Below are 24,750 nucleotides of genomic sequence, written 5' to 3' on the forward strand. Positions count from 1 at the left end.
ACAGAGCCTGTAGCGGCCTACAATCCTATTCCATATTTGTAGTATGGACGGATTAACATCTGGACGTCTATTTTAGGTCACCTTTCAGCTTTATTGCCAGCCCTTTTTAACATCAGATAACGCTTAGTGAGCTTTGGTGGCAAATTTTTTACCTATTGAAACAGTTGTTCGACCATTTTCATTTTGCATTTTCCCTCTGTTCTAGGTATAAACTGCGCGCGCAGCTTATTTGATACGCAATGATGAAGATGGCATAGAATGGCATTGGCTCATTGTTTAATGGCGAGAGTTAGCGGTGAAAATCCCGTTAGCGACATTGGCATTATCAGCGGCGTCATCAAACTGTTACTTTATCTTGTTTATTAATAAGTCTTGTTCGTTCAATCGTGAACGACATGCGTGGAGGTGGTTGGATTAATGATCCGTTGTCTACTGGTTGCTGCACATCAACAGCTGCGTCGTTCTGACGTTCAATCCCCCCTTGCAACCTTCCTTTCTTGTATACCATCAACCCGATGTTACACCCATATGGGTGCTACTCAGGATTCGCGGGCAGGTTAACGGTCGCCTGAAGTACTGAATCCGGTTCGCCTGCCGTCTGTTTTTCAGATTTGGGCTGCATCCGATTCACGAAATCTCAATACGTATGTGTTGTTAAACGTATTTTACATTTAAACGTGTTTTACAATTATCTGAGTGATAACTCGCGGTCGTGCGGCGCTTTGTTAGCGTATTATTCCGCCTAAAGGGTGCGCACATGGGTTGTCCTTGCAGGTTGTAGCTGCGATAGTGGCTGACTTTATCGTCAGTATCGCAATAGAGGCGAATTATGTCTGATGATAACTTGATTGGCCGTCCGTCTACTGCGGGCGCACATGTTTCTTTACGCTCCATGCAGGAGGTTGCCATGAATGATCGTAATGCCAGCAAGATGCTGCGCACTTATAACGTCGCCTACTGGGGCGGGAACTACTTTGACGTCAATGAATTAGGCCATATCAGCGTTTGCCCTGATCCGGACGTCCCTCAGGCACGTGTCGATCTGGCGCAACTGGTCAAGGATATGCAAGAACAGCACGGGCAGCGTTTACCGGCCTTGTTCTGTTTCCCACAGATTTTACAGCACCGCCTGCGTTCCATTAACGCAGCGTTTGAGCGTGCGCGTAACGAATTTGGCTATCAAGGCAACTACTTCCTGGTTTACCCGATTAAGGTTAACCAGCACCGCCGGGTGATTGAGTCGCTGGTGAATTCCGGTGAACCTTTGGGTCTGGAAGCTGGCTCTAAAGCAGAAATGATGGCGGTATTGGCTCATGCGGGCATGACTCGCTCCGTGATTGTCTGTAATGGTTATAAAGACCGTGAATATATCCGCTTGGCACTGACCGGCGAAAAACTGGGTCATAAAGTGTATCTGGTCATCGAAAAGATGTCAGAAATCAAAATGGTACTGGAAGAAGCCGCACGTCTGGACGTGGTGCCGCGCTTGGGCGTTCGCGCGCGTCTGGCGTCTCAGGGATCAGGTAAATGGCAGGCCAGCGGCGGTGAAAAATCTAAATTCGGTTTATCCGCAACTCAGGTACTGCAACTGGTAGAAATGCTGCGTGAAGCCAAGAGTCTGGATAGCCTGCAACTGCTGCACTTCCACTTGGGGTCGCAGCTTTCCAATATTCGCGATATCTCAACCGGCGTGCGTGAATCTGCTCGTTTCTACGTAGAACTGCATAAGCTGGGCGTAAATATCCAGTGTTTCGACGTGGGCGGCGGTTTGGGCGTGGATTACGAAGGAACGCGATCTCAGTCCGATTGCTCCGTAAACTACGGTTTGAATGAATACGCCAACAACGTGATTTGGGGTATCGGCGATGCTTGTAATGAACACGGTTTGCCACATCCAACGGTGATTACTGAGTCTGGTCGTGCGGTTACTGCGCATCATACCGTGCTGGTTTCCAACGTTATCGGTGTGGAACGTAATGAATTCAGTGAACCTCAGGCACCGGCCGAAGATGCGCCACGCGCATTGGAAAGCCTGTGGGATACCTGGCAAGAAATGCAGAAACCAGAAAGCCGTCGCTCTCTGCGTGAATGGTTGCACGATAGCCAGATGGATTTGCACGATGTGCATACCCAATACGCGCATGGAATGTTGGATTTGACACAGCGTGCCTGGGCCGAACAACAGTACCTGACTATCTGCAATATGATTCAGGAACAGTTGGATCCGAGCAACCGCGCACACCGTCCGATTATCGACGAGTTGCAAGAACGCATGGCGGACAAACTGTACGTCAACTTCTCGCTGTTCCAGTCGATGCCAGACGCCTGGGGTATTGATCAACTGTTCCCAGTTCTGCCGCTGGAAGGTTTGGACAAGCCACCGGAACGTCGTGCGGTATTGCTGGATATTACCTGTGATTCAGACGGTACTATCGATCATTACGTGGATGGCGACGGCGTGGCTACCACGCTGCCAATGCCTCCGTACGATCCGGAAAACCCGCCAGCGCTGGGCTTCTTTATGGTTGGCGCTTATCAGGAAATTCTGGGCAACATGCATAACCTGTTCGGTGATACGGCCGCAGTTGATGTCTATGTCTATCCTGACGGCACCGTGAAAGTGGAACAAACCGACGAAGGTGACACCGTGGCAGATATGCTGGCCTACGTGCAGCTAGACCCGGAAAAACTGCTGAATCACTTCCGCGATCAGGTCAAAGAAACCGATCTGGCACCAGAACTGCAAGCTCAGTTCTTGGAAGAGTTTGAATCCGGTCTGTATGGCTACACTTATCTTGAAGACGAGTAATTCTTGAAGATGAGTCCCAGTTAACTGACTTGTCAGGCATTATCTTAAGGGCAGACTTTGGTCTGCCCTTGTTGTTTTCCCTTTCTTCTCTTCTGCGCCCCGAAAAACCATTTTCCTCCGTTATGCGCAAAATCGACCACACTAAGATCGATAGGTCGAACGGTACCCCTTGAAATAAACGGGCTTCCTGAGAATAAATGGAGCGATAACATGAGCTGGCTGAATGTGTGCAAAGTGTCTTACGTCAAACCCGATTCGCCGTTCTCCGCCAGCGTGGGGGATAAACGAATTGGGATTTATATTATGGATGGCGAATATTTTGCGATGGATGATATTTGTCCTCACGCAAATGCGTTACTCAGTCCGGGATTTTTTGATGAGGGCACTATTGAATGCCTGTTGCACGGGGCAGTGTTTGATGTGAGAAGCGGAAAATGTCTGCGTGAACCGGGAGATCGCGATCTGCAAACTTATCCGGTGCGGATTGACGGTGGGCAGATTCAGGTTGAAATCGATGAAAACTAATCGATAAAAGTCAGTAGATATAAACCCGTCAGTGAGAATTTAAAGAAGAAGAAACGCCCGCGATTTACGGGCGTAGTAGAACTCATTGATACCGATTAGCTTACTGGCCGCTGCTAATGCGCTCACGAATATGATCGGCGCGTGCCTGAGAAGCCGGGTGATCGTCAAACAAGCTGCTGCCTCGCCCACCTTCCATTTTAGCCAGTTTTTCGAAGCTGGTGACCAAACCGTTCGGATCGATACCGCGTTTTTTCAGCAGTTCAAAGGAATAATCATCGGCTTCACTTTCTTGTTTCTGCGAGAACTGGGCGTTCACCAGTTTTTCTCCAATATCCGCTAATTGGGACTGAGACAAGGAAGTGGCAATACCGCCAGCGGAAGAAGCCGCGGTACGCAGGGCGGTGGTGCCATAAGCAACCTGCATGGCTTTACGGGTATGTCCTAAGGCTACATGGCCCATTTCGTGACCCAAAACGCCTTCCACTTCGTTGTCGGTCATCATATCCATCAGTCCGCTGTATACGCGGATACAACCGTTCGCCATTGCCCAAGCATTGACGTCTTTGGTCACATACACCTTATAGTTGGCTGGTGTTCCATTGATGTTGTCGCCGAGGGCCGCGGAAATTTTTGCCAGACGCTTGCTGTATTCGCTGTCCGCTGACGCAATTTGCGCCTTTTGATCCATTTCTGCACAGGATTTATCGCTGAGAGTTCTGACATCGGTATCACTTAGCGTTGCAGCCTGAAACGCCTGCGCGCCAGATTGCATCAGGCCTTCGGTGTTCATATTCTGACACCCACTTAGCAGCGCGGTGATACTCAAAGCCATCAACGAAGTACGAATGTTCATAACGCCTTATTTCCTGTAGTTATGCTGTTCAGCATGGTTTTGCCGTTCAATAATTTTTAAGATTTAATCCGGTCTAATCAATTCAGTTTCAATCAATATAGTTATACGGTTCAATTAGTCTGGGTTCATTGCTACATTACAGCAATTGCATTAATAGCTGTTGCATCAGTGCGGCTTCCACTACCCTAGCTCGCAATACTGATGCTTGCTATAGCTTCCTGTTGGTAGCGAAGGTAACGCGCAATCAGCGATAGAGCTATAGCTTTATTCTGAAAATCCAGCAGATTCGGCTGTGCCATCATGGAAGTTGCCTTCATTTGTTTTTAGTGATTGCCGTTTCAATGCCTAGTCTGAGAAAATGATAGACTTGAACGCTTTTTAAATCCGACCTGGAGTAAAACATGACCTCTCGTAAAGAGCTTGCCAACGCGATCCGCGCCCTTAGCATGGACGCCGTGCAGAAAGCGAATTCCGGCCACCCCGGAGCCCCTATGGGTATGGCAGATATTGCCGAAGTCCTGTGGCGTGATTACCTGAACCATAATCCAACTAACCCACACTGGGCTGACCGCGACCGCTTCGTGCTGTCTAACGGCCACGGCTCCATGTTGATCTACAGCTTGTTGCACCTCACCGGTTACGACTTGCCGATGGAAGAGCTGAAAAACTTCCGTCAGTTACATTCTAAAACTCCGGGCCACCCAGAATATGGCTACACCGAAGGCGTAGAAACCACTACCGGCCCTCTGGGTCAAGGTATTGCTAACGCCGTTGGTTTTGCCATTGCCGAACGTACTCTAGGCGCGCAGTTTAACCGCCCTGGTCACGATATCGTTGACCACCACACCTACGCCTTTATGGGTGACGGCTGCATGATGGAAGGCATTTCTCACGAAGTGTGCTCTTTGGCCGGTACCATGAAACTGGGCAAACTGACTGCATTCTACGATGACAACGGCATCTCCATTGATGGTCATGTTGAAGGTTGGTTCACCGATGATACCGCAGCGCGTTTTGAAGCCTACGGCTGGCATGTGGTTCGTCATGTAGACGGTCATAACCCAGATTCCATCAAAGCGGCAATTGAAGAAGCGCGTAAAGTTACCGATAAACCGTCACTGTTGATGTGCAAAACCGTTATCGGTTTCGGTTCACCAAACAAAGCGGGCACCCACGATTCCCACGGCGCACCTTTGGGCGCTGCGGAAGTGGCTGCAACTCGTGACGCGCTGGGCTGGAAATACCCTGCCTTTGAAATTCCACAGGATATCTACGCGGCTTGGGATGCAAAAGAGGCGGGCAAAGCGAAAGAAGCGGCCTGGAACGAGAAATTTGCTGCCTATGAAAAAGCTTACCCAGAACTGGCTGCCGAGTTCAAACGCCGCGTAAGCGGTGAGCTGCCAGCTAACTGGGAAACTGAATCCAAGAAATTCATCGAGCAATTGCAGGCGAACCCAGCCAATATCGCTAGCCGTAAAGCATCACAAAATGCGCTGGAAGCTTTCGGTAAGGTGTTACCTGAGTTCCTGGGCGGCTCTGCTGACCTGGCGCCAAGTAACCTGACCATGTGGTCGGGTTCTAAGCCTCTGAACGATGATATCGCCGGTAACTACATTCATTACGGTGTGCGCGAATTCGGTATGTCCGCCATCATGAACGGTATTGCTCTGCACGGCGGCTTTATCCCTTACGGCGCAACCTTCCTGATGTTCGTGGAATACGCACGTAACGCAGTGCGTATGGCGGCGCTGATGAAAATCCGCAGCATCTTCGTTTATACCCATGACTCTATCGGTCTGGGTGAAGACGGCCCGACTCATCAGCCCGTTGAGCAAATGGCAAGCCTGCGCGTAACGCCAAATATGAGCACATGGCGTCCATGCGATCAGGTCGAGTCAGCGGTAGCCTGGCAGTACGCTCTGGAACGCCAAGACGGCCCAAGCGCACTGATTTTCTCCCGTCAAAATCTGGCTCAGCAGCCGCGTGATGCAGCACAGTTGGCTAACATCGCCAAAGGTGGTTATATCCTGAAAGACTGCGCTGGCCAGCCGGAACTTATCTTCATCGCGACTGGTTCAGAAGTTGAACTGGCGGTTGCCGCAGCGGATCAACTGACCGCCGCAGGCCGTAAAGTTCGCGTTGTTTCTATGCCATCTACCGATGCGTTTGATAAGCAAGATGCGGCTTACCGTGAATCTGTCCTGCCAGCGGCGGTTAGCGCTCGCGTTGCGGTAGAAGCCGGTATTGCGGATTACTGGTACAAATACGTCGGCCTGAACGGCGCTGTCGTTGGCATGACCAGCTTCGGTGAATCTGCTCCAGCAGACCTGCTGTTCAAAGAGTTCGGCTTCACCGTTGAGAACGTAGTAGCGAAAGCTCAGGCGCTGTTGAAATAACAGACGCTGTTCTCAATGTGTAAAAGGGAAGGTATCCCTCGGTAATATCGATGTTAAAAGGTCGCTTCTGCGGCCTTTTTTTTACCTGTTTTTCGCCAAAAAAAGGGGGATATGTGCCCTTTATCAGCAAGATATTCCCTTTGTACCTCGTTTGGTTTATTCTGGCTGAAGCGTTTCAGTTGTGATTCATTATTAAGGCCTGTCGAGAATAATTTGCATAATGCTGACAGCATGATTATCTGAAATGTGATAAAACGATGAATATCAGGCCACGCGCTACAGTACTCTATGAGGTTGCATGAAGATAACCATAAAACAGGGAGTAACATGACAATCCGCATAGCGATAAATGGCTTTGGGCGTATTGGTCGTAGTGTATTGCGTGCGCTGTATGAATCGGGCCGTCGGGCAGAAATTTCAGTGGTTGCCATTAATGAACTGGCAAACGCGGAAGGCATGGCTCATCTGCTTAAATATGATTCCAGCCATGGTCGTTTCGCTTGGGATGTTCGTCAGGAATGTGACAAGCTCTACGTTGGGGACGATATTATCCGGTTGGTACATCAGCCAGAAATAGCACAGTTACCCTGGAATGAGCTGGGGGTTGATGTAGTTTTAGATTGCAGCGGTGTGTACGGTTCCCGTGAAGATGGCGAGGCGCATTTGGCGTCCGGTGCCAAAAAGGTACTGTTTGCTCACCCGGGTAGCCATGATTTGGATGCCACCGTGGTCTATGGTGTAAACCATCAAGATTTGCGAGCAGAACATCGGATTGTTTCCAACGCATCTTGCACTACCAACTGTATCATTCCCGTTATTAAACTGCTGGACGAGGCCTATGGCATCGAATCCGGCACTGTCACTACTATCCATTCTTCGATGAACGATCAGCCGGTTATTGATGCCTATCATCAGGATTTGCGGCGCACCCGAGCCGCCAGTCAATCGATTATTCCGGTTGATACCAAGCTGGCCGCGGGCATTACCCGTATTTTTCCGAAGTTCTGCGACAGGTTTGAAGCGATCTCGGTGCGAGTGCCGACTATCAACGTGACGGCGATCGATCTGAGCGTCAGCGTGAGCAGTTCGGTGAAGGTGGCTGAGGTCAACCAGCTTTTGCAAAAGGCGGCAATGGGTTCATTTCGTGGTATAGTTGACTATACGGAATTACCATTGGTGTCGACCGATTTTAACCACGATCCGCACAGTGCTATCGTTGATGGCACGCAAACACGGGTCAGTGGGCAGCACCTGATTAAGACTCTGGTGTGGTGCGATAACGAATGGGGCTTTGCCAATAGAATGTTGGATACGACATTGGCAATGGCCGACAGCGGTTTCTAATACGGCAGGTTAATTCAAGGGGTTACCCTGAGTTGACCTACTGATAAGCAACTTTAAAGAGAATCAACGAGAGGATTCACCATGTCTGTAATTAAGATGACCGATCTGGATCTAGCTGGCAAACGCGTGCTGATCCGTGCGGATCTCAATGTTCCGGTAAAAGATGGCAAAGTGACTTCCGATGCGCGTATCCGTGCATCCCTGCCGACTATCGAAGCGGCGCTGAAGCAAGGCGCTAAAGTAATGGTTACCTCTCACCTGGGTCGTCCGACCGAAGGCGAGTACAACGAAGAGTTCTCTCTGCTGCCGGTAGTTAACTATCTGAAAGACAAATTGTCTTCTCCGGTACGTCTGGCTAAAGATTACCTGGATGGCGTTGAAGTGGCTGCCGGTGAGCTGGTGGTTCTGGAAAACGTTCGCTTTAACAAAGGCGAAAAGAAAGACGACGAAACCCTGTCTAAGAAATATGCTGCCCTGTGTGATGTTTACGTGATGGATGCCTTCGGCACCGCTCACCGTGCGCAGGCTTCTACCCACGGCGTTGGCAAATTTGCTCCTATCGCCTGTGCTGGTCCGCTACTGTCAGCTGAGCTGGAAGCACTGGGTAAAGCGCTGGGTAACCCTGCTCGTCCGATGGTGGCTATCGTTGGCGGTTCTAAAGTTTCTACCAAACTGACCGTGCTGGGTGCGTTGTCCAAAATTGCTGACCAGCTGATTGTGGGTGGCGGTATCGCTAACACCTTCGTGGCAGCTCAAGGCAACAACGTAGGTAAATCCCTGTACGAAGCTGATTTGATCCCAGAAGCCAAACGTCTGTTGGAAACCTGCAACATCCCGGTTCCTACCGATGTACGCGTAGCGACCGAGTTCTCTGAAACTGCGACCGCGACGCTGAAACCAGCCACTGAAATTAAAGACGATGAACAAATCCTGGATCTGGGCGACGTGTCCGCTGAACGTCTGGCCGAGATTCTGAAAAACGCCAAAACCATTCTGTGGAATGGTCCAGTTGGCGTGTTCGAGTTCCCTAACTTCCGTAAAGGAACCGAGATCGTGGCTCGCGCCATCGCTGAGAGCGAAGCATTCTCTATCGCTGGCGGTGGTGACACTCTGGCAGCAATCGATCTGTTCGGTATTGCTGACCAAATCTCTTACATCTCTACCGGCGGTGGCGCATTCCTCGAATTCGTGGAGGGCAAAAAACTGCCAGCAGTAGTGATGCTAGAAGAGCGCGCTAAGCAGTAATTTAGATGACGGGGGGCGAAAGCCGCCCGTTTCGCTATTTCGCTGCTGTCGGTAGCCGCCGACAGGTTAATCAGCGAAACCGATTCCATTTATCTTCGGCCGACGAAACAGGACAACGTAACATGTCTAAAATTTTTGATTTCGTAAAACCAGGTGTCATCACAGGTGATGACGTGCAGAAAGTGTTCGCAGTAGCTAAAGAAAACAACTTTGCTCTGCCAGCAGTAAACTGCGTGGGTACTGACTCCATTAACGCCGTGCTGGAAACAGCGGCGAAAGTGCGTGCACCAGTTATCGTTCAGTTCTCTAACGGCGGCGCTGCGTTCATCGCAGGTAAAGGCGTGAAAACTGACGTTCCACAAGGTGCTGCAATTCTGGGCGCAATCTCTGGTGCACACCATGTACATCAGATGGCTGAGCATTACGGCGTTCCTGTGATTCTGCATACCGACCACTGCGCTAAGAAATTGCTGCCATGGTTAGACGGCCTGTTGGACGCGGGTGAAAAACACTTCGCGGCTACCGGTAAGCCACTGTTCTCTTCTCACATGATCGACTTGTCTGAAGAGTCTCTGGAAGAAAACATCGAAATCTGTAGCAAGTACCTGACTCGCATGGCGAAAATCGGTATGACTCTGGAGATCGAACTGGGTTGCACCGGCGGTGAAGAAGACGGCGTGGACAATAGCCACATGGACGCTTCCTCTCTGTATACTCAGCCAGAAGACGTTGATTATGCTTACGAAAAACTGAACGCAATCAGCCCACGCTTCACCATCGCTGCCTCTTTCGGCAACGTTCACGGTGTTTACAAGCCAGGCAACGTTAAACTGACCCCTACTATTCTGCGTGATTCTCAGAATTATGTTTCTAAGAAACATGGCCTGCCACACAATAGCCTGGACTTCGTATTCCACGGCGGTTCAGGTTCTACTGCAGAAGAAATCAAAGAAGCGGTCAGCTACGGCGTAGTGAAAATGAACATCGATACCGATACCCAGTGGGCAACATGGGACGGTATCCTGCAGTATTACAAAAAGAACGAAGGCTATCTGCAAGCTCAGCTGGGTAACCCAGAAGGCGCAGACAAACCTAACAAGAAATACTACGATCCACGCGTATGGCTGCGTGCTGCCCAGACTTCAATGATTACTCGTCTGGAACTGGCATTCAAAGAACTAAACGCGGTTGACGTACTGTAATAGCGTTCCGTTTGAAATTGCTTAAAGGCTCCTCTGGGAGCCTTTTTCTTTTCTAGCGTATTCAACGGAGAAATACCGTCATCATGGCGGTTTATCCGGCGATTTTTAGGTAATAAGTCTGATTCTGTTGGCGTTGTTTTTCTGTCAAAGTTGGCAACCGCGCCCATAGTTCGTTACCCTCAACGGGTTAAATGTGATGCTGGTCGATGGCTGGCGGAAGTTTTTGTGCAATTTTCTCTAGATTGGGAGAACTCCGTAGGATGATAAAAATGGAAGAGTTAAACGTCGTTGACGGCATTAATAATGCAAGTACCTGGTTGGCGAACAATCAGGATTTGCTGATTCAATATGCGGTGAACCTCATTGCGGCATTACTGATTCTGATCGTCGGTTCGGTCATCGCCAAAGTGGTTTCTGGCGCGGTAAACCGAGTCATGCGTCTACGTGGTATTGATATTACCGTCGCTGACTTTTTAGCGGCAATGGTACGTTACAGTATTCTGGCCTTCACTATCGTTGCCGTATTGGGGCGTTTGGGCGTTCAAACCGCTTCAGTGATTGCCGTTATCGGTGCCGCGGGTTTAGCCGTAGGTTTGGCGCTGCAAGGCTCACTGTCCAACTTTGCGGCCGGTGTGCTGCTGGTTGCCTTCCGTCCGTTCCGTGCTGGCGAATACGTTGATTTAGGTGGCGTCGCCGGTACCGTGGTGCAGGTTCAGATTTTTTCTACCACGCTGCGTACCGTAGATGACAAAATTATCGTAGTACCGAATGGTAAAATTATTGCCAACAACATCATTAATACCAGTCGCGAACCGAATCGCCGCACCGATATTACCGTTGGCGTGGCTTATGATGCTGATATCGACGTAGTCAAAAAAGTGCTGGGCGATATCATCGCTGCAGATAAGCGTATCCAGCATGATAAAGGCGTGACCGTGCGTTTAAACGAAATGGCCGCTTCGTCCTTGAATTTCACCGTTCGTGTCTGGACTACCAATGGCGAAGCAATGGAGGTTTATTGGGATCTGCTAGAGAACTTCAAACGCGCTTTGGATGCCCATAATATCGGTATTCCTTTCCCGCAAATGGATGTTCATCTGCATCAGGTAGAGAAAAAAGCGGGGACAGCGGCAGAGTAACTCTGCGGTTTCTGGCAATAAATACTTCTCAGCGGGTCGTGATGGCCCGTTTTTTATTGGGCGGTTTATTCTTAACTTCTTATCGTCAATTATCTTATTTCTGCATTGATTATTAGCTCTCCTTATCATGGATAAGAAATATCCATTTCCTCTGATGAAAATCTCCTCGTAATATGCTCGCAATCGTTTCGCACATTGGCGGATATTATTCAAAGGGAACAACATGTTAGCCATTTTTCTTCAGGGTTTTGCTTTAAGCGCGGCGATGATTTTACCACTGGGGCCGCAAAATGCTTTTGTGATGAATCAGGGAATTAAGCGCCAGCACCACATTATGAGCGCTACGCTCTGCGCGTTGAGCGATATCATATTGATTTGTGGCGGTATTTTTGGTGGTAGTGCCTTGCTCAACCAATCGCCGCTGCTTTTGGCTCTGGTAACTTGGGGCGGCGTGGCCTTCCTGTTGTGGTACGGCTGGGGAGCATTGTGCGCCGCATGGCGTGGTGATGTTCAGGAGACTACTGAAGGCAGTAGCGTTAAAAATCGCTGGAAAATCATCGTTACTCTGTTGGCCGTAACCTGGCTCAATCCGCATGTTTATCTGGATACCTTTGTGGTGCTGGGCAGCCTAGGCGGACAGTTATTGCCAGAGGTCAGACCATGGTTCGCTTTAGGGGCGGTCAGTGCTTCTATCAGCTGGTTTTTTGCCTTGGCGTTGCTGGCCGCGTGGTTGGCTCCTTGGCTCAATCGTCCAACGGCGCAAAGAGGGATCAATTTATTAGTCGGCGGTGTGATGTGGTTTATTGCCTTTCAGTTGGCTAAACAAGGCCTGAGTTTTTGATTTTTTATCACTATTCTGAATTCTTCATGACAAAAGATGTGCTAGCTTTGTTAGGTTACTGAATTAACTAAGCGACAAAATAATTGTGCATGATTCGGTCTTCAGTAAGAGTAATTAACTGCAAATAAACTTGCTCTTAGGTGTAATTGACTGATAAACCGTGCTTCGCAGCGATTTTTCGCATCGGCATATTTTTAGGAGGCACCGTGAAGTTAAAGACCTTGGCTTTGGCCGCAATGATGGGATTAGGGACGTTACCTTTGGCTTCGCAGGCGGCTGAGCTGCCGGAAGGGCCGCACGTTGTGACTTCAGGAACCGCCAGCGTTGACGCTACGCCGGATATTGCTACTTTGGCTATTGAAGTTAGCGTAACTGCCAAAGACGCCGCAGAAGCGAAGAAACAGGTTGATACTCGTGTGGCTCAATATTTTGATTTTCTGAAGAAAAATGGTATTGAGAAGAAAGATATCAATGCGGCAAATCTGCGTACTCAGCCGGAATACGACTACAAGAAAACCGGTGAAGCTGTACTGAAAGGTTACCGGGCGGTGCGTCAGGTTCAGGTTACTCTGCGTCAGTTGGATAAACTGAACGAGTTGCTGGACGGCGCGCTGAAATCGGGTCTGAATGAAATTCGCGCCGTTGAGTTAGGGGTCGCGAATCCAGAGACATACCGTGAGCAGGCGCGTAAGAAGGCCATTGATAACGCGATTTCTCAGGCTGGTTCTCTAGCTCAGGGCTTTAAAGCTACGCTGGGGCCGGTGTACAGCATTCGTTATCGCGTGGCCAACTACCAGCCAATGCCGGTAGCGCGCATGTATAAAAGCCCGGAGGCGGGTATGGCAAGCGATGCTGCCCAAACTTATGAGCAGCAGACAATTCACTTTGACGATCAGGTCGACGTGGTATTCCAACTGAATCCGGCGAAATAAAACTGCGTAGTTAATCCTGTCGTAATACCTGACGCCCATGTGATAACAGGGCGTCAGTCACTTTCCGCATTGTCCGGCTTTCCGGCGCAAAGCGGTGCCAGTACAGCATCCGGCGCTGTAATAATCCCGGCGTCAGATCGATAAGCTCTCCCGACTCCAGCTCTTTTTCAATCTGTAAGTGCGGAATCATACAACATGTGGTGCCTTGGCGAGCCAGTTGCACAAAGGCTTCCGAAGAATTAACGATGTGGCAAGGAACGCTACCTGGCGATAAATCAAAATTCTGCTGTAAAAATGCCTGATGCATATCGTCCAGATGGTCAAAGGCGACAGCCGGTGCTTTGAGTAACGCCGGACGAGTCACGCCATTGGGGAAGTAACGCTCGGCAAAGATTTTTGAGGCAACGAACAGGTAATCCAGCGCGCCCAATTGATCCACCAGACAGCTTGGTAAAGGCTGCGGCTGAATACTCACCGCGCCAACGACTTCGCCACGACGCAGACGTTCCTGTGTTCGAGTTTCATCTTCTACCTGTAAATTCAATCGGATAGGCGAATCTGCCAGTACCGGTTTCAGCGCAGGAAGCAGCCAGGTTGCCAGACTGTCGGCGTTAACCGCCAGAGACAGTAGTAGCGGCGTATCCACGGCGTTGTCGTTACCTAGCCATTCTTCTTCCAGCAATTCAACCTGATGCAAGAGCGCCAGCAGACGCTGACCCTGCTCCGTTGGGCGTGGAGGCACGGTACGTACTAATAATGGCTGACCGAACAGGTTTTCCAACTGTTTTATACGTTGAGATACCGCCGATTGGGTGATGCAAAGTTTTTGTGCCGCGCGCTCAAAGCCGCGTTCACGGATCACCGCGTCCAGCGCTTGTAGCGTTCGGTAGTCTGGGCGTTTCATCGGAGTAATCTCTCCAAAAATAAGTTTAATAAGGCACTATGCCACAGTTTATCTATTTTGCTGCCGCAAAAATCAACGGAAATTCAGCCGCTACGCGGGAACATATCTGTGATCCAGAGTGGATTAACGGCATCTGAGTCTGGCTTAATTGGCGAGATTTCCCTCCCGCATGTTCTATAATAGCGACAGGTTTTCATATTAATAGGCAGTGAAATGACCATGACTCAGGACGAACTTAAAAAAGCAGTTGGTTGGGCAGCATTGGATTATGTCAAACCAGACACCATCGTTGGCGTCGGCACCGGCTCAACTGCGGCACATTTTATCGACGCACTCGGCTCGATTAAACATCAGATTAAAGGTGCGGTTTCCAGTTCTGATGCCTCAACGGCAAAACTGAAAAGTCTGGGCATCCACGTTTTTGATAGTAATGAAGTTGACGATCTGGACATCTACGTTGACGGTGCGGATGAAATCAACGGTCATATGCAGATGATTAAAGGCGGCGGCGCGGCACTGACCCGCGAAAAAATCATTGCAGCTATTGCGCGTAAATTTATCTGTATCGTCGATGCGTCTAAACAGGTTGATGTGTTGGGGAAATTCCCATTGCCGGTTGAAGTGATTCCAATGGCTCGTTCTTACGTGGCGCGCGAGTTGGTCAAATTGGGCGGTTTGCCTGAATATCGCCAGAATGTTGTGACGGATAATGGCAACGTAATCTTAGACGTACATAATCTGGATATTCTGGATGCCATTGCGTTAGAAAATAAAATCAACGGTATCGCTGGCGTGGTCACCGTGGGTCTGTTTGCTAACCGTGGCGCAGACGTGGCTTTGGTCGGTACCGCAGATGGCGTGAAAACAATCACGGCTAAATAAGCCTTGCTGGTTAAAATATGTTATCGGGATGACGTTTTCGCGTTATCCCGAATATTTTTTGCGTTTAATCATCTTTTCTTAAAAAGGTTAAATTTAGTGACATATGTCACATTGGCGTTTTCTATTCCATTAACCTACCGTTAACTTGCTGTTACACAGTGTTTTCTTCCGTAAAATCACTGCCGGAGTAAAATTTGTGCTGAACCCTAGGCAATCGTTTGTATTGATGCCGTCGTAATATTTGTTATGTTGACTGGGTGCTAGCCAGATTCATAGACAAAGGCAGCCGCATCTGAAGTCTGAAAATAGGGTTGGGGAAATGGCAAAAGTATCGCTGGAAAAAGACAGAATTAAGTTTCTGTTAGTAGAAGGGGTTCACCAAAGCACGGTTGATAATCTTCGTGCGGCCGGATATAGCAATATCGAATACCATAAAGGTGCCCTAGACACAGAATCATTGAAAGAATCGATTCGTGATGCTCACTTTATCGGTTTAAGATCGCGTACTCATCTGACGGAAGAAGTTTTCGCTGCGGCAGAGAAACTGGTCGCGGTTGGCTGTTTCTGTATCGGCACTAATCAGGTTGATTTAAACGCTGCGGCCAAACGCGGCATTCCGGTATTCAATGCGCCGTTCTCCAACACCCGTTCCGTCGCTGAAATGGTGCTGGGCGAGCTATTGCTCATGTTCCGCGGTATTCCTGCGGCTAACGCCAAAGCTCACCGCGGCGAATGGCACAAACTGGCCGCTGGCTCCTATGAGGCGCGTGGCAAAAAGCTGGGTATCATTGGTTACGGTCATATCGGTACGCAGCTTGGTATTCTGGCCGAAAGCCTAGGGATGAAAGTCTTTTTCTATGATATCGAAAACAAGCTGCCGCTGGGCAATGCTCAACAGGTTCGCCATCTTTCTGATTTGCTGAACATGAGCGATGTGGTCAGCTTGCACGTGCCGGAAACCCGCTCGACCCGCAATATGATGGGCGCAGAGCAATTAGCGCTAATGAAGCCTGGTGCGCTGCTGATCAACGCTTCTCGCGGCACCGTGGTTGATATTCCTGCGCTGTGTGATGCATTGGCTAGTAATCATATTGCCGGTGCGGCAATTGATGTATTCCCGACCGAACCTGCGACCAACAGCGATCCGTTTAATTCACCGCTGTGTGAATTTGATAACGTGCTACTGACTCCGCATATCGGCGGTTCAACGCAGGAAGCGCAAGAGAATATCGGTGATGAAGTGGCTGGGAAACTGGCTAAGTATTCCGATAACGGCTCCACGCTTTCGGCGGTTAATTTCCCAGAGGTTTCTCTGCCTGCTCACGGTGACCATACCAGCCGTTTGCTGCATATTCATGAAAACCGTCCGGGTATTTTGACCAGCATTAACCGGATTTTTGCCGAGCAGGGAATCAACATTGCAGCGCAGTACCTGCAAACCAGTTCGGACATTGGTTATGTGGTGATCGATGTGGAAACTCAGGGCACCGATAGGGCTGAAACGGCTCTGCAATTGATGAAGGCGATTCCGGGGACTATTCGCGCCCGTTTGCTTTACTGATCACTCCCCTTCATCTTTTTTCGCGTCGTAAATGCGAAATCGATTGGATGAAATGGCGGTTTATTTAATTTATCGGTATCAGTAGATGCCGATAAATTTTAAATAATTCAGTCATAACCAGCGCCATACCTGGGATGGAGTAATAATTTCCGGCAGCGGAATATCCCAGTATTCCACGGGTAAATCGTCCACTAACTGACAGTCATGAGCTAGCCCGATAGGGTAGGGACCACTGTGTTGCCAGTGTTGTAAAGTTCTATCGTAAAATCCACCGCCCATCCCCAAACGTTGTCCGTGACGATCAAACGCCACCAGTGGCGTAATGATGATATCCAGCTCAGAAAGTGGTAAAACCTCTCTAACATCCAACTGTGGCTCACGAATTTTTAGCCGATTCAGCACTAACGACGTTTCCGGCGCGTAGCGTAAAAACAATAAATTGCCGCGGCTGAACGGGTGTAAAACCGGAAGATACACCTGTTTTTTCTGCTGCCAGAGCCGCTGAATGATAGGTTGGGTATTGAGTTCACCGTCGAAAGAGAGAAATAGCGCAATGTTGCGAGCTTGCTGAATTCGTGGATGACGCTGGATTTGTTGGCTGGCGAGCTGGGCAGAGTTGCGTTGTTGTTCTGGGGTCAGCAAACGTCGCCGTTGGCGAATGTCGTTTCTGATTTGTTGCCGTAAAGGGCCGTACTGGGGATGGTAAGGCATAGGCTGCCTGTATTGAATCAAACTTATCGAATCATCATGATCTCACAACATCATGATAGATAAAGGGATCTCCGAGATGCCGCCGCAGGCTGTAACCCTTGAACCCTTGGTTCAAGGTGAACGCAGTGTCGCTACCTTAAGGCTTCTCGGCGGACCGAGCATGCTCACCGGTTACGGATCACAACATTCTGTTGGTATTAAATATCGGCTCAGGGGACTGGCCCGCTGACGAACACCTCAGAGAAATTCTTTACTCACTGTTGAATCTATCATTCAACAACGATTTATTCAAATTGTGCATCCTGACGTTCAGAGATGCGACCCTGTTCAAGCAACGCTTGTTCAATGGTCTGTTGTAACATCCTAATACGTTGCTCCATATTGGATGCATAGTCACGCGTTTTCAATCTTTCCTGAGCCAGTTCGTGACATACGTTCAATGCCGCGATAAAAACTAACTGCTCAGTATTGGTGACTCTAGTGCGAACTTTAAGATCTTGCAACCGTTGGTTAAGATCTTCTGCAGCCATGTTCAACGCATCTTGTTGTTCTGGCGGACAATTAACTCTTAACGAGCGACCAAAAATTTGAATATCTACCGGTTGTGCAGACATGCCACCTTCCTGACTAATTTCCGCGCTAGCCCTGTAACACCATAGGCAAATTGCCCTTAGTGGTCAAAGCGGGCGCCACTATATATACCTCGATACCAAGATACAACCCCTTTATAGCGTTGCGTTTTCTGGTATAGCGACTGATCTTGGTGGTAGCATAACACGAACTTATCCTGCCAACGATGATGAATACGCATGTCCATACAGAATACATTACCAACTTACCAATCTCTTGCTCAGGCGTTGAACCAGCAGGCCGTCGCCCTTACTCCTGCCGAAATGCATGGCCTGATCAGCGGGATGCTGTGTGGCGGCAGTCAAGATAATGGCTGGCAAGCGCTGGTTCATGAACTGACCAACGAAGGCGTGGCTTTCCCGCAGGCGCTGAGTCTGCCACTGCAACAATTGCATGAATCTACGCAAGAAGCGCTGGAAAACGAAGGCTTTATGTTCCAGTTGTTGCTGCCGGAAGGCGACGAAATCAGCGTATTTGATCGCGCTGATGCGCTATCTGGCTGGGTTAATCACTTCTTGCTGGGATTGGGCATGCTTCAGCCTAAACTGGCACAGGTGAAAGACGAAGTGGGCGAAGCCATTGACGATCTGCGCAATATCGCCCAACTTGGCTACGACGAAGATGAAGATCAGGAAGAACTGGCTCAGTCTTTGGAAGAAGTCGCTGAATACGTTCGGGTTGCGGCATTGCTGTGCCATATAGAATTCACTCAGCAGAAGCCGACGGCGGTCGAGTTGCCGAAACCGACTCTGCACTAACAGCGGATTTGCGGCGCGTGGCATAGTCCACTCGCCTAGCGGGCTGCCTGGCGTGTGTTACTGCGACAGGCTGAGGTTTTCCCCAGATTAATTGATCGTTTCTCACACTCGATACAATAGATTTCAGGAGAAGGTAATGACTCAGCAAGAATATCAAAATCGCCGCCAGGCATTGTTGGCGAAGATGGCGCCAGCCAGTGCCGCAATTATTTTCTCCGCGCCGGAGGCCATCCGTAGCGCAGACTCCGAATATCCTTATCGTCAGAATAGCGACTTCAGCTACCTAACCGGTTTTAACGAACCTGAAGCGGCGCTGATTTTGGTGAAAAGCGATGAAACTCACAACCATAGCGTGTTGTTTAATCGGGTGCGGGATTTAACGGCGGAAATCTGGTTTGGTCGCCGCTTGGGGCAGGATGCTGCACCGGCAAAACTCGGTGTCGATCGCGCCTTAGCATTTGATGAAATCGATGAGCAACTGCACCTATTATTCAATGGATTGGATGTGGTTTATCACGCTCAGGGCGAATACGCCTATGCGGACAAAATCATCTTTGCCGCATTGGAGAAATTGCGTAATGGTTTCCGTAAAAATCTGCGCGCTCCGGCAACGCTAACCGATTGGCGCCCGTGGCTACATGAAATGCGTTTGTTCAAATCGCCGGAAGAAATTGAAGTGATGCGCCGCGCTGGCGAAATCAGCGCTTTGGCACATACTCGCGCGATGCAAAAATGCCGCCCGGGAATGTATGAATACCAGTTGGAAGGGGAAATTCTGCATGAGTTCACCCGCCACGGCGCGCGTTTCCCAGCCTATAACACCATTGTTGGTGGTGGCGAGAATGCCTGCATTCTCCACTACACCGAAAATGAATGTGAACTGCGGGACGGAGATTTAGTACTGATTGATGCAGGCTGTGAATATCAGGGCTATGCCGGTGATATTACTCGCACTTTCCCGGTCAACGGTAAGTTCTCTCCGGCACAGCGCGCGATATACGACATCGTACTAGAGTCCATTGAGACTGCGCTGGAACTGTTCAAACCGGGCATTAGCATCCGTGAAGTGAACGATCGCGTGGTGCGGATCATGATCCGCGGACTGGTTGATTTGGGTATTCTAAAAGGCGATGTGGATCATCTGCTTGCCGAGCAGTCTCATCGTCCGTTCTTTATGCATGGCCTCAGTCATTGGCTGGGGATGGATGTGCATGATGTGGGCGATTATGAAACCAGCGACCGTGGCCGTATTCTGAAGCCGGGAATGGTATTAACCATCGAACCGGGTTTGTATATCGCGCCAGATGCTGATGTGCCTGCAGAATACCGTGGGATCGGCGTGCGTATCGAAGACGATATTGTAATTACTGAAACCGGCAATGAAAACTTGACGGCAAGCGTAGTGAAACGAGCAGAAGAGATTGAAGCTTTAATGGCGGCGGCAAAGTAAGCGATGAGTATCATTATTGTTGGCGGTGGTATGGCAGGCGCGACGCTGGCTCTGGCGATTTCGGCATTGACTCAAGGTCAGGTTGACGTCGCGCTGGTGGAAGCGACTTCTCCTGGCGATCGCGCCCATCCGGGTTTTGATGGGCGGGCGATTGCTTTGTCGCAAGGCACTTGTCAGCAGTTGGAGCGAACCGGTATTTGGCCTGCGCTAGTGGATTGTGCCACAGCGATAACCCACGTGCAGGTCAGCGATACTGGCCACGCCGGTTTTGTTAATTTGCGTGCCGATGATTATCGGGTTCCTGCTTTAGGTAACGTTATCGAGTTGCACGACGCCGGTGAGCGTCTGTTTGCGCTGCTGGCTAAGGCTCCGGGCGTTACCCTACATTGCCCCGCTAAGGTTGTGGATGTGCAGAGAACGGCGGAACACGCCAGCGTGATGCTGGATAACGGCGAGCGATTGACGGCTGAGCTCTTGGTTGCCGCCGACGGTTCTTATTCCAAACTGGCCGCCGCCTGCAATATTCAGTGGCAGCAGCAGGATTATCATCAAATTGCCGTCATCGCCAATATTACGACGTCAGAAATGCCCGCAGGCCGGGCATTTGAACGCTTTACCCGCCATGGCCCGCTGGCATTATTGCCTATGTCTGGTGGGCGTAGCTCTTTGGTATGGTGTCATCCGCAGCAAGATCAGGCCAAAGTTGACGCCTGGGACGACGTGGAATTTCTGGCTGAGCTGCAAACGGCCTTCGGCTGGCGGTTAGGAAAAATGCTGAAGGCCGGTAAACGCCACAGCTATCCACTGCGTTTATTGACCGCTTCTCGCCATATTAGCCATCGTTTGGCGCTGGTCGGCAACGCGGCGCAAACCTTGCATCCGATTGCCGGTCAGGGCTTTAACCTTGGTCTGCGAGACGTTATGTCATTGGCAGAAACTTTGACGGAAGCGACGCTGGCTGGAACTGATTTAGGCGCTTATTCCGTATTAAGCCGTTATCAAAATCGTCGTTACAAGGACCAACAGGCAACCATTGGCGTAACCGATGGTTTGATTCGTTTGTTTGCAAATAATTACGCTCCGCTAGCCGTAGGGCGTAATTTGGGGCTAATGGCGATGGAACAGATGCCAACGATGCGCGATGCTTTTGCACGACGTACTCTGGGGTGGGTTGAGCGCTAATCCACGCCATTTAGAACCTACCGCCGCTGGCGGGCAGGTTCTTTGCCGTTTTCACGACAGGAAATAAAGTAGCATGCAATCATTTGACGTAGTTATCGCCGGTGGCGGTATGGTAGGACTGGCGCTAGCCTGTGGTTTACAGGGAAGTGGCTTACGTATTGCCATTTTGGAGCATCATCAGCCGGAAGACGAACTCCCCGTTCCGCTGACGGGCGCACCGGAACTGCGGGTTTCTGCTATCAACGCCGCCAGTGAAAAGCTGCTTCAGCATGTTGGCGTCTGGGACAGCATTCTAGCGATGCGTGCCAGCCCTTATGACGGAATGGAAGTTTGGGACCAGGACAGCTTCGGTAAAATTGCTTTCCGCGCCGATGAGTACGGTTTTAGCCATTTGGGCCATATCATTGAAAATCGGGTGATTCAACAAGCATTATGGCAGCGCGCCAGCCAGTTGCCTGATATCACTCTGCTGGCTCCGGCAAGCCTGAAACAGGTAGCCTGGGGGGAAAACGAGGCTTTTATTACTCTGACCGATGATCGACTACTTAGTGCGAGACTGGTGGTGGGTGCCGACGGCGCGAATTCCTGGCTGCGCCAACATGCTGATATTCCGTTGACTTTCTGGGATTATGGCCACCACGCGCTGGTGGCGACTATTCGCACCGAAGAACCGCATCAGGCTAAGGCGAGACAGGTGTTTCATGGTGACGGTATTCTGGCATTTCTTCCGTTTAGCGAGCCAAATCTCAGTTCGATCGTTTGGTCATTAGCACCAGAAAAAGTGGCTCGACTTGCCGAATTACCGCCGGACCAGTTTAATCGTGAGCTGGGGGTCGCCTTTGATATGCGTTTAGGAATGTGTCAGGTTGAAAGTGATAGACAAACATTTCCACTGATGGGGCGTTATGCCCGAAGCTTTGCCGCACACCGTCTGGTGTTGGTCGGTGATGCCGCTCACACAGTACATCCACTGGCCGGGCAGGGCGTGAACCTTGGCTTCATGGACGCCGCGGAGCTGGTTTCGGAGCTACGACGTTTACAGCGTCAGGGGAAAGATATCGGTCAGCACCTGTACTTACGCCGCTATGAACGTCGCCGTAAGCACAGCGCCGCACTGATGCTGGCGGGGATGCAGGGCTTTCGTGAACTGTTTTTTGGCAATAATCCGGCCCAAAAGCTCTTACGGGACATTGGCTTAACGCTGGCAGACTCTCTCCCCGGCGTGAAACCTAAACTGGTGCGTCAGGCAATGGGGCTGAATGATATTCCCGAGTGGTTGCAACCTTAACTGCTCGATTGAAAAAATCTAATTCCAGCCCCGTTTTCGCATTACATTTTCTCATGAAATGCCGGATGCCTAAAAGTTGAAACTGAGGGCTATCCGGCATTTTAGTTATATAACATCGGTGTTTTTACTAATTATTTGTTAATTTTGTGTCTCTGTACGCAGTTTGCCAGTTGAAAACTCTGCACAATACCCCTGCCTTTTGTGGTTGCTGAACCGCCCACCTTGTATTTTAGCTTATGGCTCCTTAGTCGATTCAGTGATAACGTCAGGTGAAAGGTATCGTTTGCGTCTCGGTGTTTAGCCGCAATTTCACGACCGTTCACCGAAGTCTGATGATTTGGTCTGACGCAACGTTCTGTTGAGCAAGTCAGCCGGTGCCAGCGGTAAGGTCATAAACCTATTTATGAACCTGAATTATCTTTATCGCGTATTGGCGCCCTGAATTTCTCTTGTGTCCGGAACACTGTTTGAGTGAAAAGAGGGAAAAGATGGCAAAGCAGACTCCACTGTACGACCAGCATGTGGCGTGCGGTGCGCGCATGGTAGATTTCCATGGCTGGATGATGCCGCTGCATTATGGCTCCCAGTTAGATGAGCACCATATCGTTCGGCAAGATGCCGGTATGTTCGATGTTTCCCATATGACCATTGTTGATTTGCACGGTGCGCGTACCCGTGAATTCCTGCGTTATCTGTTGGCGAATGATGTCACCAAACTTACCCAGCCGGGCAAAGCCCTCTACACCGGTATGCTGAATGCATCTGGTGGCGTTATCGATGATTTGATCGTCTACTTCCTGAGTGAAGACTATTTCCGTCTGGTGGTTAACTCCGCGACTCGCGACAAAGATCTGGCTTGGATCACTCAGCACGCAGAACCTTACGGCATCGACATTACCGTGCGTGACGATTTGGCGCTGGTTGCCGTTCAAGGGCCGCAGGCTCAGGAGCGCGTAGCGACTTTATTAAGCGCAGAGCAAAAACAAGCTATTGCCGACATGAAGCCATTCTTTGGCGTGCAAACCGGCGACCTGTTTATTGCCACGACCGGTTACACCGGCGAAGCGGGCTATGAAATTGCCTTACCAAAAGAGCAGGTCGTTGATTTCTGGCAAAAACTGTTGGCCGCTGGCGTGAAGCCCGCCGGTTTGGGCGCGCGGGATACCCTGCGCCTAGAAGCCGGAATGAATTTATATGGTCAGGAAATGGATGAAGGAGTCTCCCCTCTGGAAGCCAATATGGGATGGACCGTGGCTTGGCTACCGGAAGACCGCCAGTTTATTGGTCGTGAAGCGCTGGAACAGCAGCGAGCCAAAGGCACAGACAAACTGGTTGGCCTGATCATGACCGAAAAAGGCGTATTGCGTAACGAACTGCCAGTGCACTTCACCGATGACGCGGGCAATGTACACACCGGTGTGATTACCAGCGGCTCATTCTCTCCTACGCTAGGCTTTAGTATCGCTTTGGCTCGAGTACCTGCGGGTATTGGCGAGCAGGCAGTGGTGCAAATCCGTAACCGTGCTATGCCGGTTAAGGTCACCAAACCGGGTTTTGTGCGAGCAGGTAAAGCGATCGCGCTGTAATTTTCGTCTAAAAATAAATCACCAATATCTTCTAAGGAGAAGGTAGCCATGAGCAATGTGCCAACAGAATTGAAGTATGCATCCTCTCACGAATGGGTTCGTGCCGACGGAGACGGTGTTTATAGCGTCGGTATTACCGAACACGCACAAGAATTACTGGGTGATATGGTATTTGTTGATCTGCCAGAAGTGGGCAGCGATGTGTCTGCCGGCAGCGACTGTGCCGTGGCTGAATCCGTTAAGGCGGCATCAGACATCTATGCGCCAATCAGCGGTGAAATCGTTGCGATTAACACCGAGCTGGAAAGCTCTCCGGAACTGGTGAACAGCGCACCCTATACCGACGGCTGGTTGTTCAGCATCAAGGCTTCTGACGAGTCAGAGCTGGATGGTCTGCTGGACGCAGATGCCTATCGCGCCACGCTGGACGAATAAGAGTATCGCCCCGTTTCAGTTGCTGAACCGGGGCTTTTTTTTGTATCGACCGACCGTATCCCGTCCCATGCTTGATT

The 24,750-nt window shown here is 50.1% G+C and carries 22 protein-coding genes and 1 other RNA gene; 18 read left to right on the plus strand and 5 right to left on the minus strand.

Annotated elements, in window-relative coordinates:
* The first annotated feature begins 417 nt into the window (after positions 1 to 417).
* The 3 genes from AD970_RS20665 to AD970_RS12865 all read left to right on the plus strand — a co-directional run bounded on the left by AD970_RS20665 (position 418) and on the right by AD970_RS12865 (position 3,334).
* Positions 418 to 561 (plus strand): hypothetical protein, encoded by a 144-nt coding sequence (locus AD970_RS20665; RefSeq protein ID WP_420804279.1) that lies wholly within the window; start codon positions 418 to 420, stop codon positions 559 to 561.
* 268 nt (positions 562 to 829) lie between these two features.
* Positions 830 to 2,809, plus strand: a complete 1,980-nt coding sequence (gene speA, locus AD970_RS12860; RefSeq protein ID WP_049599667.1) for a biosynthetic arginine decarboxylase — start codon at positions 830 to 832, stop codon at positions 2,807 to 2,809.
* Positions 2,810 to 3,019: 210 nt separating this feature from the next.
* A complete protein-coding gene (locus tag AD970_RS12865) occupies positions 3,020 to 3,334 on the plus strand; it encodes a non-heme iron oxygenase ferredoxin subunit (RefSeq protein ID WP_049599672.1) in 315 nt (104 codons plus the stop codon).
* A gap of 100 nt (positions 3,335 to 3,434) precedes the next feature.
* Here the strand turns inward: AD970_RS12865 and loiP are convergent, their stop codons facing one another.
* Positions 3,435 to 4,187: a metalloprotease LoiP gene (gene loiP, locus AD970_RS12870; protein ID WP_049599674.1), complete on the minus strand. Its 753-nt coding sequence runs from the start codon at positions 4,185 to 4,187 to the stop codon at positions 3,435 to 3,437.
* A gap of 401 nt (positions 4,188 to 4,588) precedes the next feature.
* On the opposite strand from loiP, the gene tkt reads away from it, so the two are divergent.
* The 7 genes from tkt (at position 4,589) to AD970_RS12910 (ending at position 13,286) form a co-directional block, all read left to right on the plus strand.
* Entirely contained in the window at positions 4,589 to 6,583 is a 1,995-nt protein-coding gene (tkt, locus tag AD970_RS12875) for a transketolase (RefSeq protein WP_049599677.1), read from the plus strand.
* A 327-nt stretch (positions 6,584 to 6,910) separates the two neighbouring features.
* Positions 6,911 to 7,927 (plus strand): erythrose-4-phosphate dehydrogenase, encoded by a 1,017-nt coding sequence (gene epd, locus AD970_RS12885; protein ID WP_049599681.1) that lies wholly within the window; start codon positions 6,911 to 6,913, stop codon positions 7,925 to 7,927.
* Positions 7,928 to 8,008: 81 nt separating this feature from the next.
* Entirely contained in the window at positions 8,009 to 9,172 is a 1,164-nt protein-coding gene (gene pgk / locus AD970_RS12890; protein ID WP_049599683.1) for a phosphoglycerate kinase, read from the plus strand.
* Positions 9,173 to 9,294: 122 nt separating this feature from the next.
* On the plus strand, positions 9,295 to 10,374 hold the full coding sequence (gene fbaA / locus AD970_RS12895) for a class II fructose-bisphosphate aldolase (protein ID WP_049599995.1): 1,080 nt from the start codon (positions 9,295 to 9,297) through the stop codon (positions 10,372 to 10,374).
* A gap of 269 nt (positions 10,375 to 10,643) precedes the next feature.
* Complete coding sequence (gene mscS, locus AD970_RS12900; protein ID WP_049599686.1) at positions 10,644 to 11,513, plus strand: small-conductance mechanosensitive channel MscS; 870 nt, start codon at positions 10,644 to 10,646, stop codon at positions 11,511 to 11,513.
* A 223-nt stretch (positions 11,514 to 11,736) separates the two neighbouring features.
* Entirely contained in the window at positions 11,737 to 12,354 is a 618-nt protein-coding gene (argO, locus tag AD970_RS12905) for an arginine exporter ArgO (RefSeq protein ID WP_049599689.1), read from the plus strand.
* Positions 12,355 to 12,560: 206 nt separating this feature from the next.
* Entirely contained in the window at positions 12,561 to 13,286 is a 726-nt protein-coding gene (locus AD970_RS12910; RefSeq protein WP_049599692.1) for an oxidative stress defense protein, read from the plus strand.
* 10 nt (positions 13,287 to 13,296) lie between these two features.
* On the opposite strand, the gene AD970_RS12915 is transcribed toward AD970_RS12910, so the two are convergent.
* Positions 13,297 to 14,190 carry a LysR family transcriptional regulator ArgP gene (locus tag AD970_RS12915; RefSeq protein ID WP_049599693.1) on the minus strand — a complete coding sequence of 298 codons (894 nt, stop codon included), beginning with the start codon at positions 14,188 to 14,190 and terminating at the stop codon, positions 13,297 to 13,299.
* Between the two features lie 219 nt (positions 14,191 to 14,409).
* On the opposite strand from AD970_RS12915, the gene rpiA reads away from it, so the two are divergent.
* Both rpiA and serA read left to right on the plus strand, forming a co-directional pair.
* Entirely contained in the window at positions 14,410 to 15,072 is a 663-nt protein-coding gene (rpiA, locus tag AD970_RS12920; protein WP_049599998.1) for a ribose-5-phosphate isomerase RpiA, read from the plus strand.
* 319 nt (positions 15,073 to 15,391) lie between these two features.
* A complete protein-coding gene (gene serA / locus AD970_RS12925; RefSeq protein WP_049599696.1) occupies positions 15,392 to 16,633 on the plus strand; it encodes a phosphoglycerate dehydrogenase in 1,242 nt (413 codons plus the stop codon).
* A gap of 111 nt (positions 16,634 to 16,744) precedes the next feature.
* Here serA and AD970_RS12930 read toward each other — a convergent pair whose 3' ends face one another.
* The 3 genes from AD970_RS12930 to zapA all read right to left on the minus strand — a co-directional run bounded on the left by AD970_RS12930 (position 16,745) and on the right by zapA (position 17,958).
* On the minus strand, positions 16,745 to 17,344 hold the full coding sequence (locus AD970_RS12930; protein ID WP_049599699.1) for a 5-formyltetrahydrofolate cyclo-ligase: 600 nt from the start codon (positions 17,342 to 17,344) through the stop codon (positions 16,745 to 16,747).
* 64 nt (positions 17,345 to 17,408) lie between these two features.
* Positions 17,409 to 17,591, minus strand: a non-coding RNA gene (gene ssrS / locus AD970_RS18935) — 6S RNA.
* A gap of 37 nt (positions 17,592 to 17,628) precedes the next feature.
* The gene (gene zapA / locus AD970_RS12935; RefSeq protein WP_004706812.1) at positions 17,629 to 17,958 is read right to left on the minus strand and encodes a cell division protein ZapA; all 330 of its coding nucleotides are present in this window, start codon (positions 17,956 to 17,958) and stop codon (positions 17,629 to 17,631) included.
* A gap of 195 nt (positions 17,959 to 18,153) precedes the next feature.
* On the opposite strand from zapA, the gene AD970_RS12940 reads away from it, so the two are divergent.
* The 6 genes from AD970_RS12940 to gcvH all read left to right on the plus strand — a co-directional run bounded on the left by AD970_RS12940 (position 18,154) and on the right by gcvH (position 24,673).
* Complete coding sequence (locus AD970_RS12940; RefSeq protein ID WP_049599702.1) at positions 18,154 to 18,732, plus strand: YecA/YgfB family protein; 579 nt, start codon at positions 18,154 to 18,156, stop codon at positions 18,730 to 18,732.
* A 136-nt stretch (positions 18,733 to 18,868) separates the two neighbouring features.
* Positions 18,869 to 20,182, plus strand: coding sequence for a Xaa-Pro aminopeptidase (gene pepP / locus AD970_RS12945; RefSeq protein ID WP_049599705.1), 1,314 nt, complete (start codon positions 18,869 to 18,871; stop codon positions 20,180 to 20,182).
* 3 nt (positions 20,183 to 20,185) lie between these two features.
* Positions 20,186 to 21,364 carry a 2-octaprenyl-6-methoxyphenyl hydroxylase gene (gene ubiH / locus AD970_RS12950; protein WP_049599706.1) on the plus strand — a complete coding sequence of 393 codons (1,179 nt, stop codon included), beginning with the start codon at positions 20,186 to 20,188 and terminating at the stop codon, positions 21,362 to 21,364.
* A 73-nt stretch (positions 21,365 to 21,437) separates the two neighbouring features.
* Entirely contained in the window at positions 21,438 to 22,652 is a 1,215-nt protein-coding gene (ubiI, locus tag AD970_RS12955) for an FAD-dependent 2-octaprenylphenol hydroxylase (protein ID WP_049599709.1), read from the plus strand.
* A gap of 488 nt (positions 22,653 to 23,140) precedes the next feature.
* A complete protein-coding gene (gene gcvT / locus AD970_RS12960) occupies positions 23,141 to 24,238 on the plus strand; it encodes a glycine cleavage system aminomethyltransferase GcvT (RefSeq protein ID WP_049599711.1) in 1,098 nt (365 codons plus the stop codon).
* Between the two features lie 48 nt (positions 24,239 to 24,286).
* Positions 24,287 to 24,673 carry a glycine cleavage system protein GcvH gene (gene gcvH / locus AD970_RS12965; RefSeq protein ID WP_049599714.1) on the plus strand — a complete coding sequence of 129 codons (387 nt, stop codon included), beginning with the start codon at positions 24,287 to 24,289 and terminating at the stop codon, positions 24,671 to 24,673.
* Positions 24,674 to 24,750 lie beyond the last annotated feature (77 nt).

The organism is Yersinia nurmii, assembly GCF_001112925.1.
In the GTDB taxonomy this organism is placed as follows: domain Bacteria; phylum Pseudomonadota; class Gammaproteobacteria; order Enterobacterales; family Enterobacteriaceae; genus Yersinia; species Yersinia nurmii.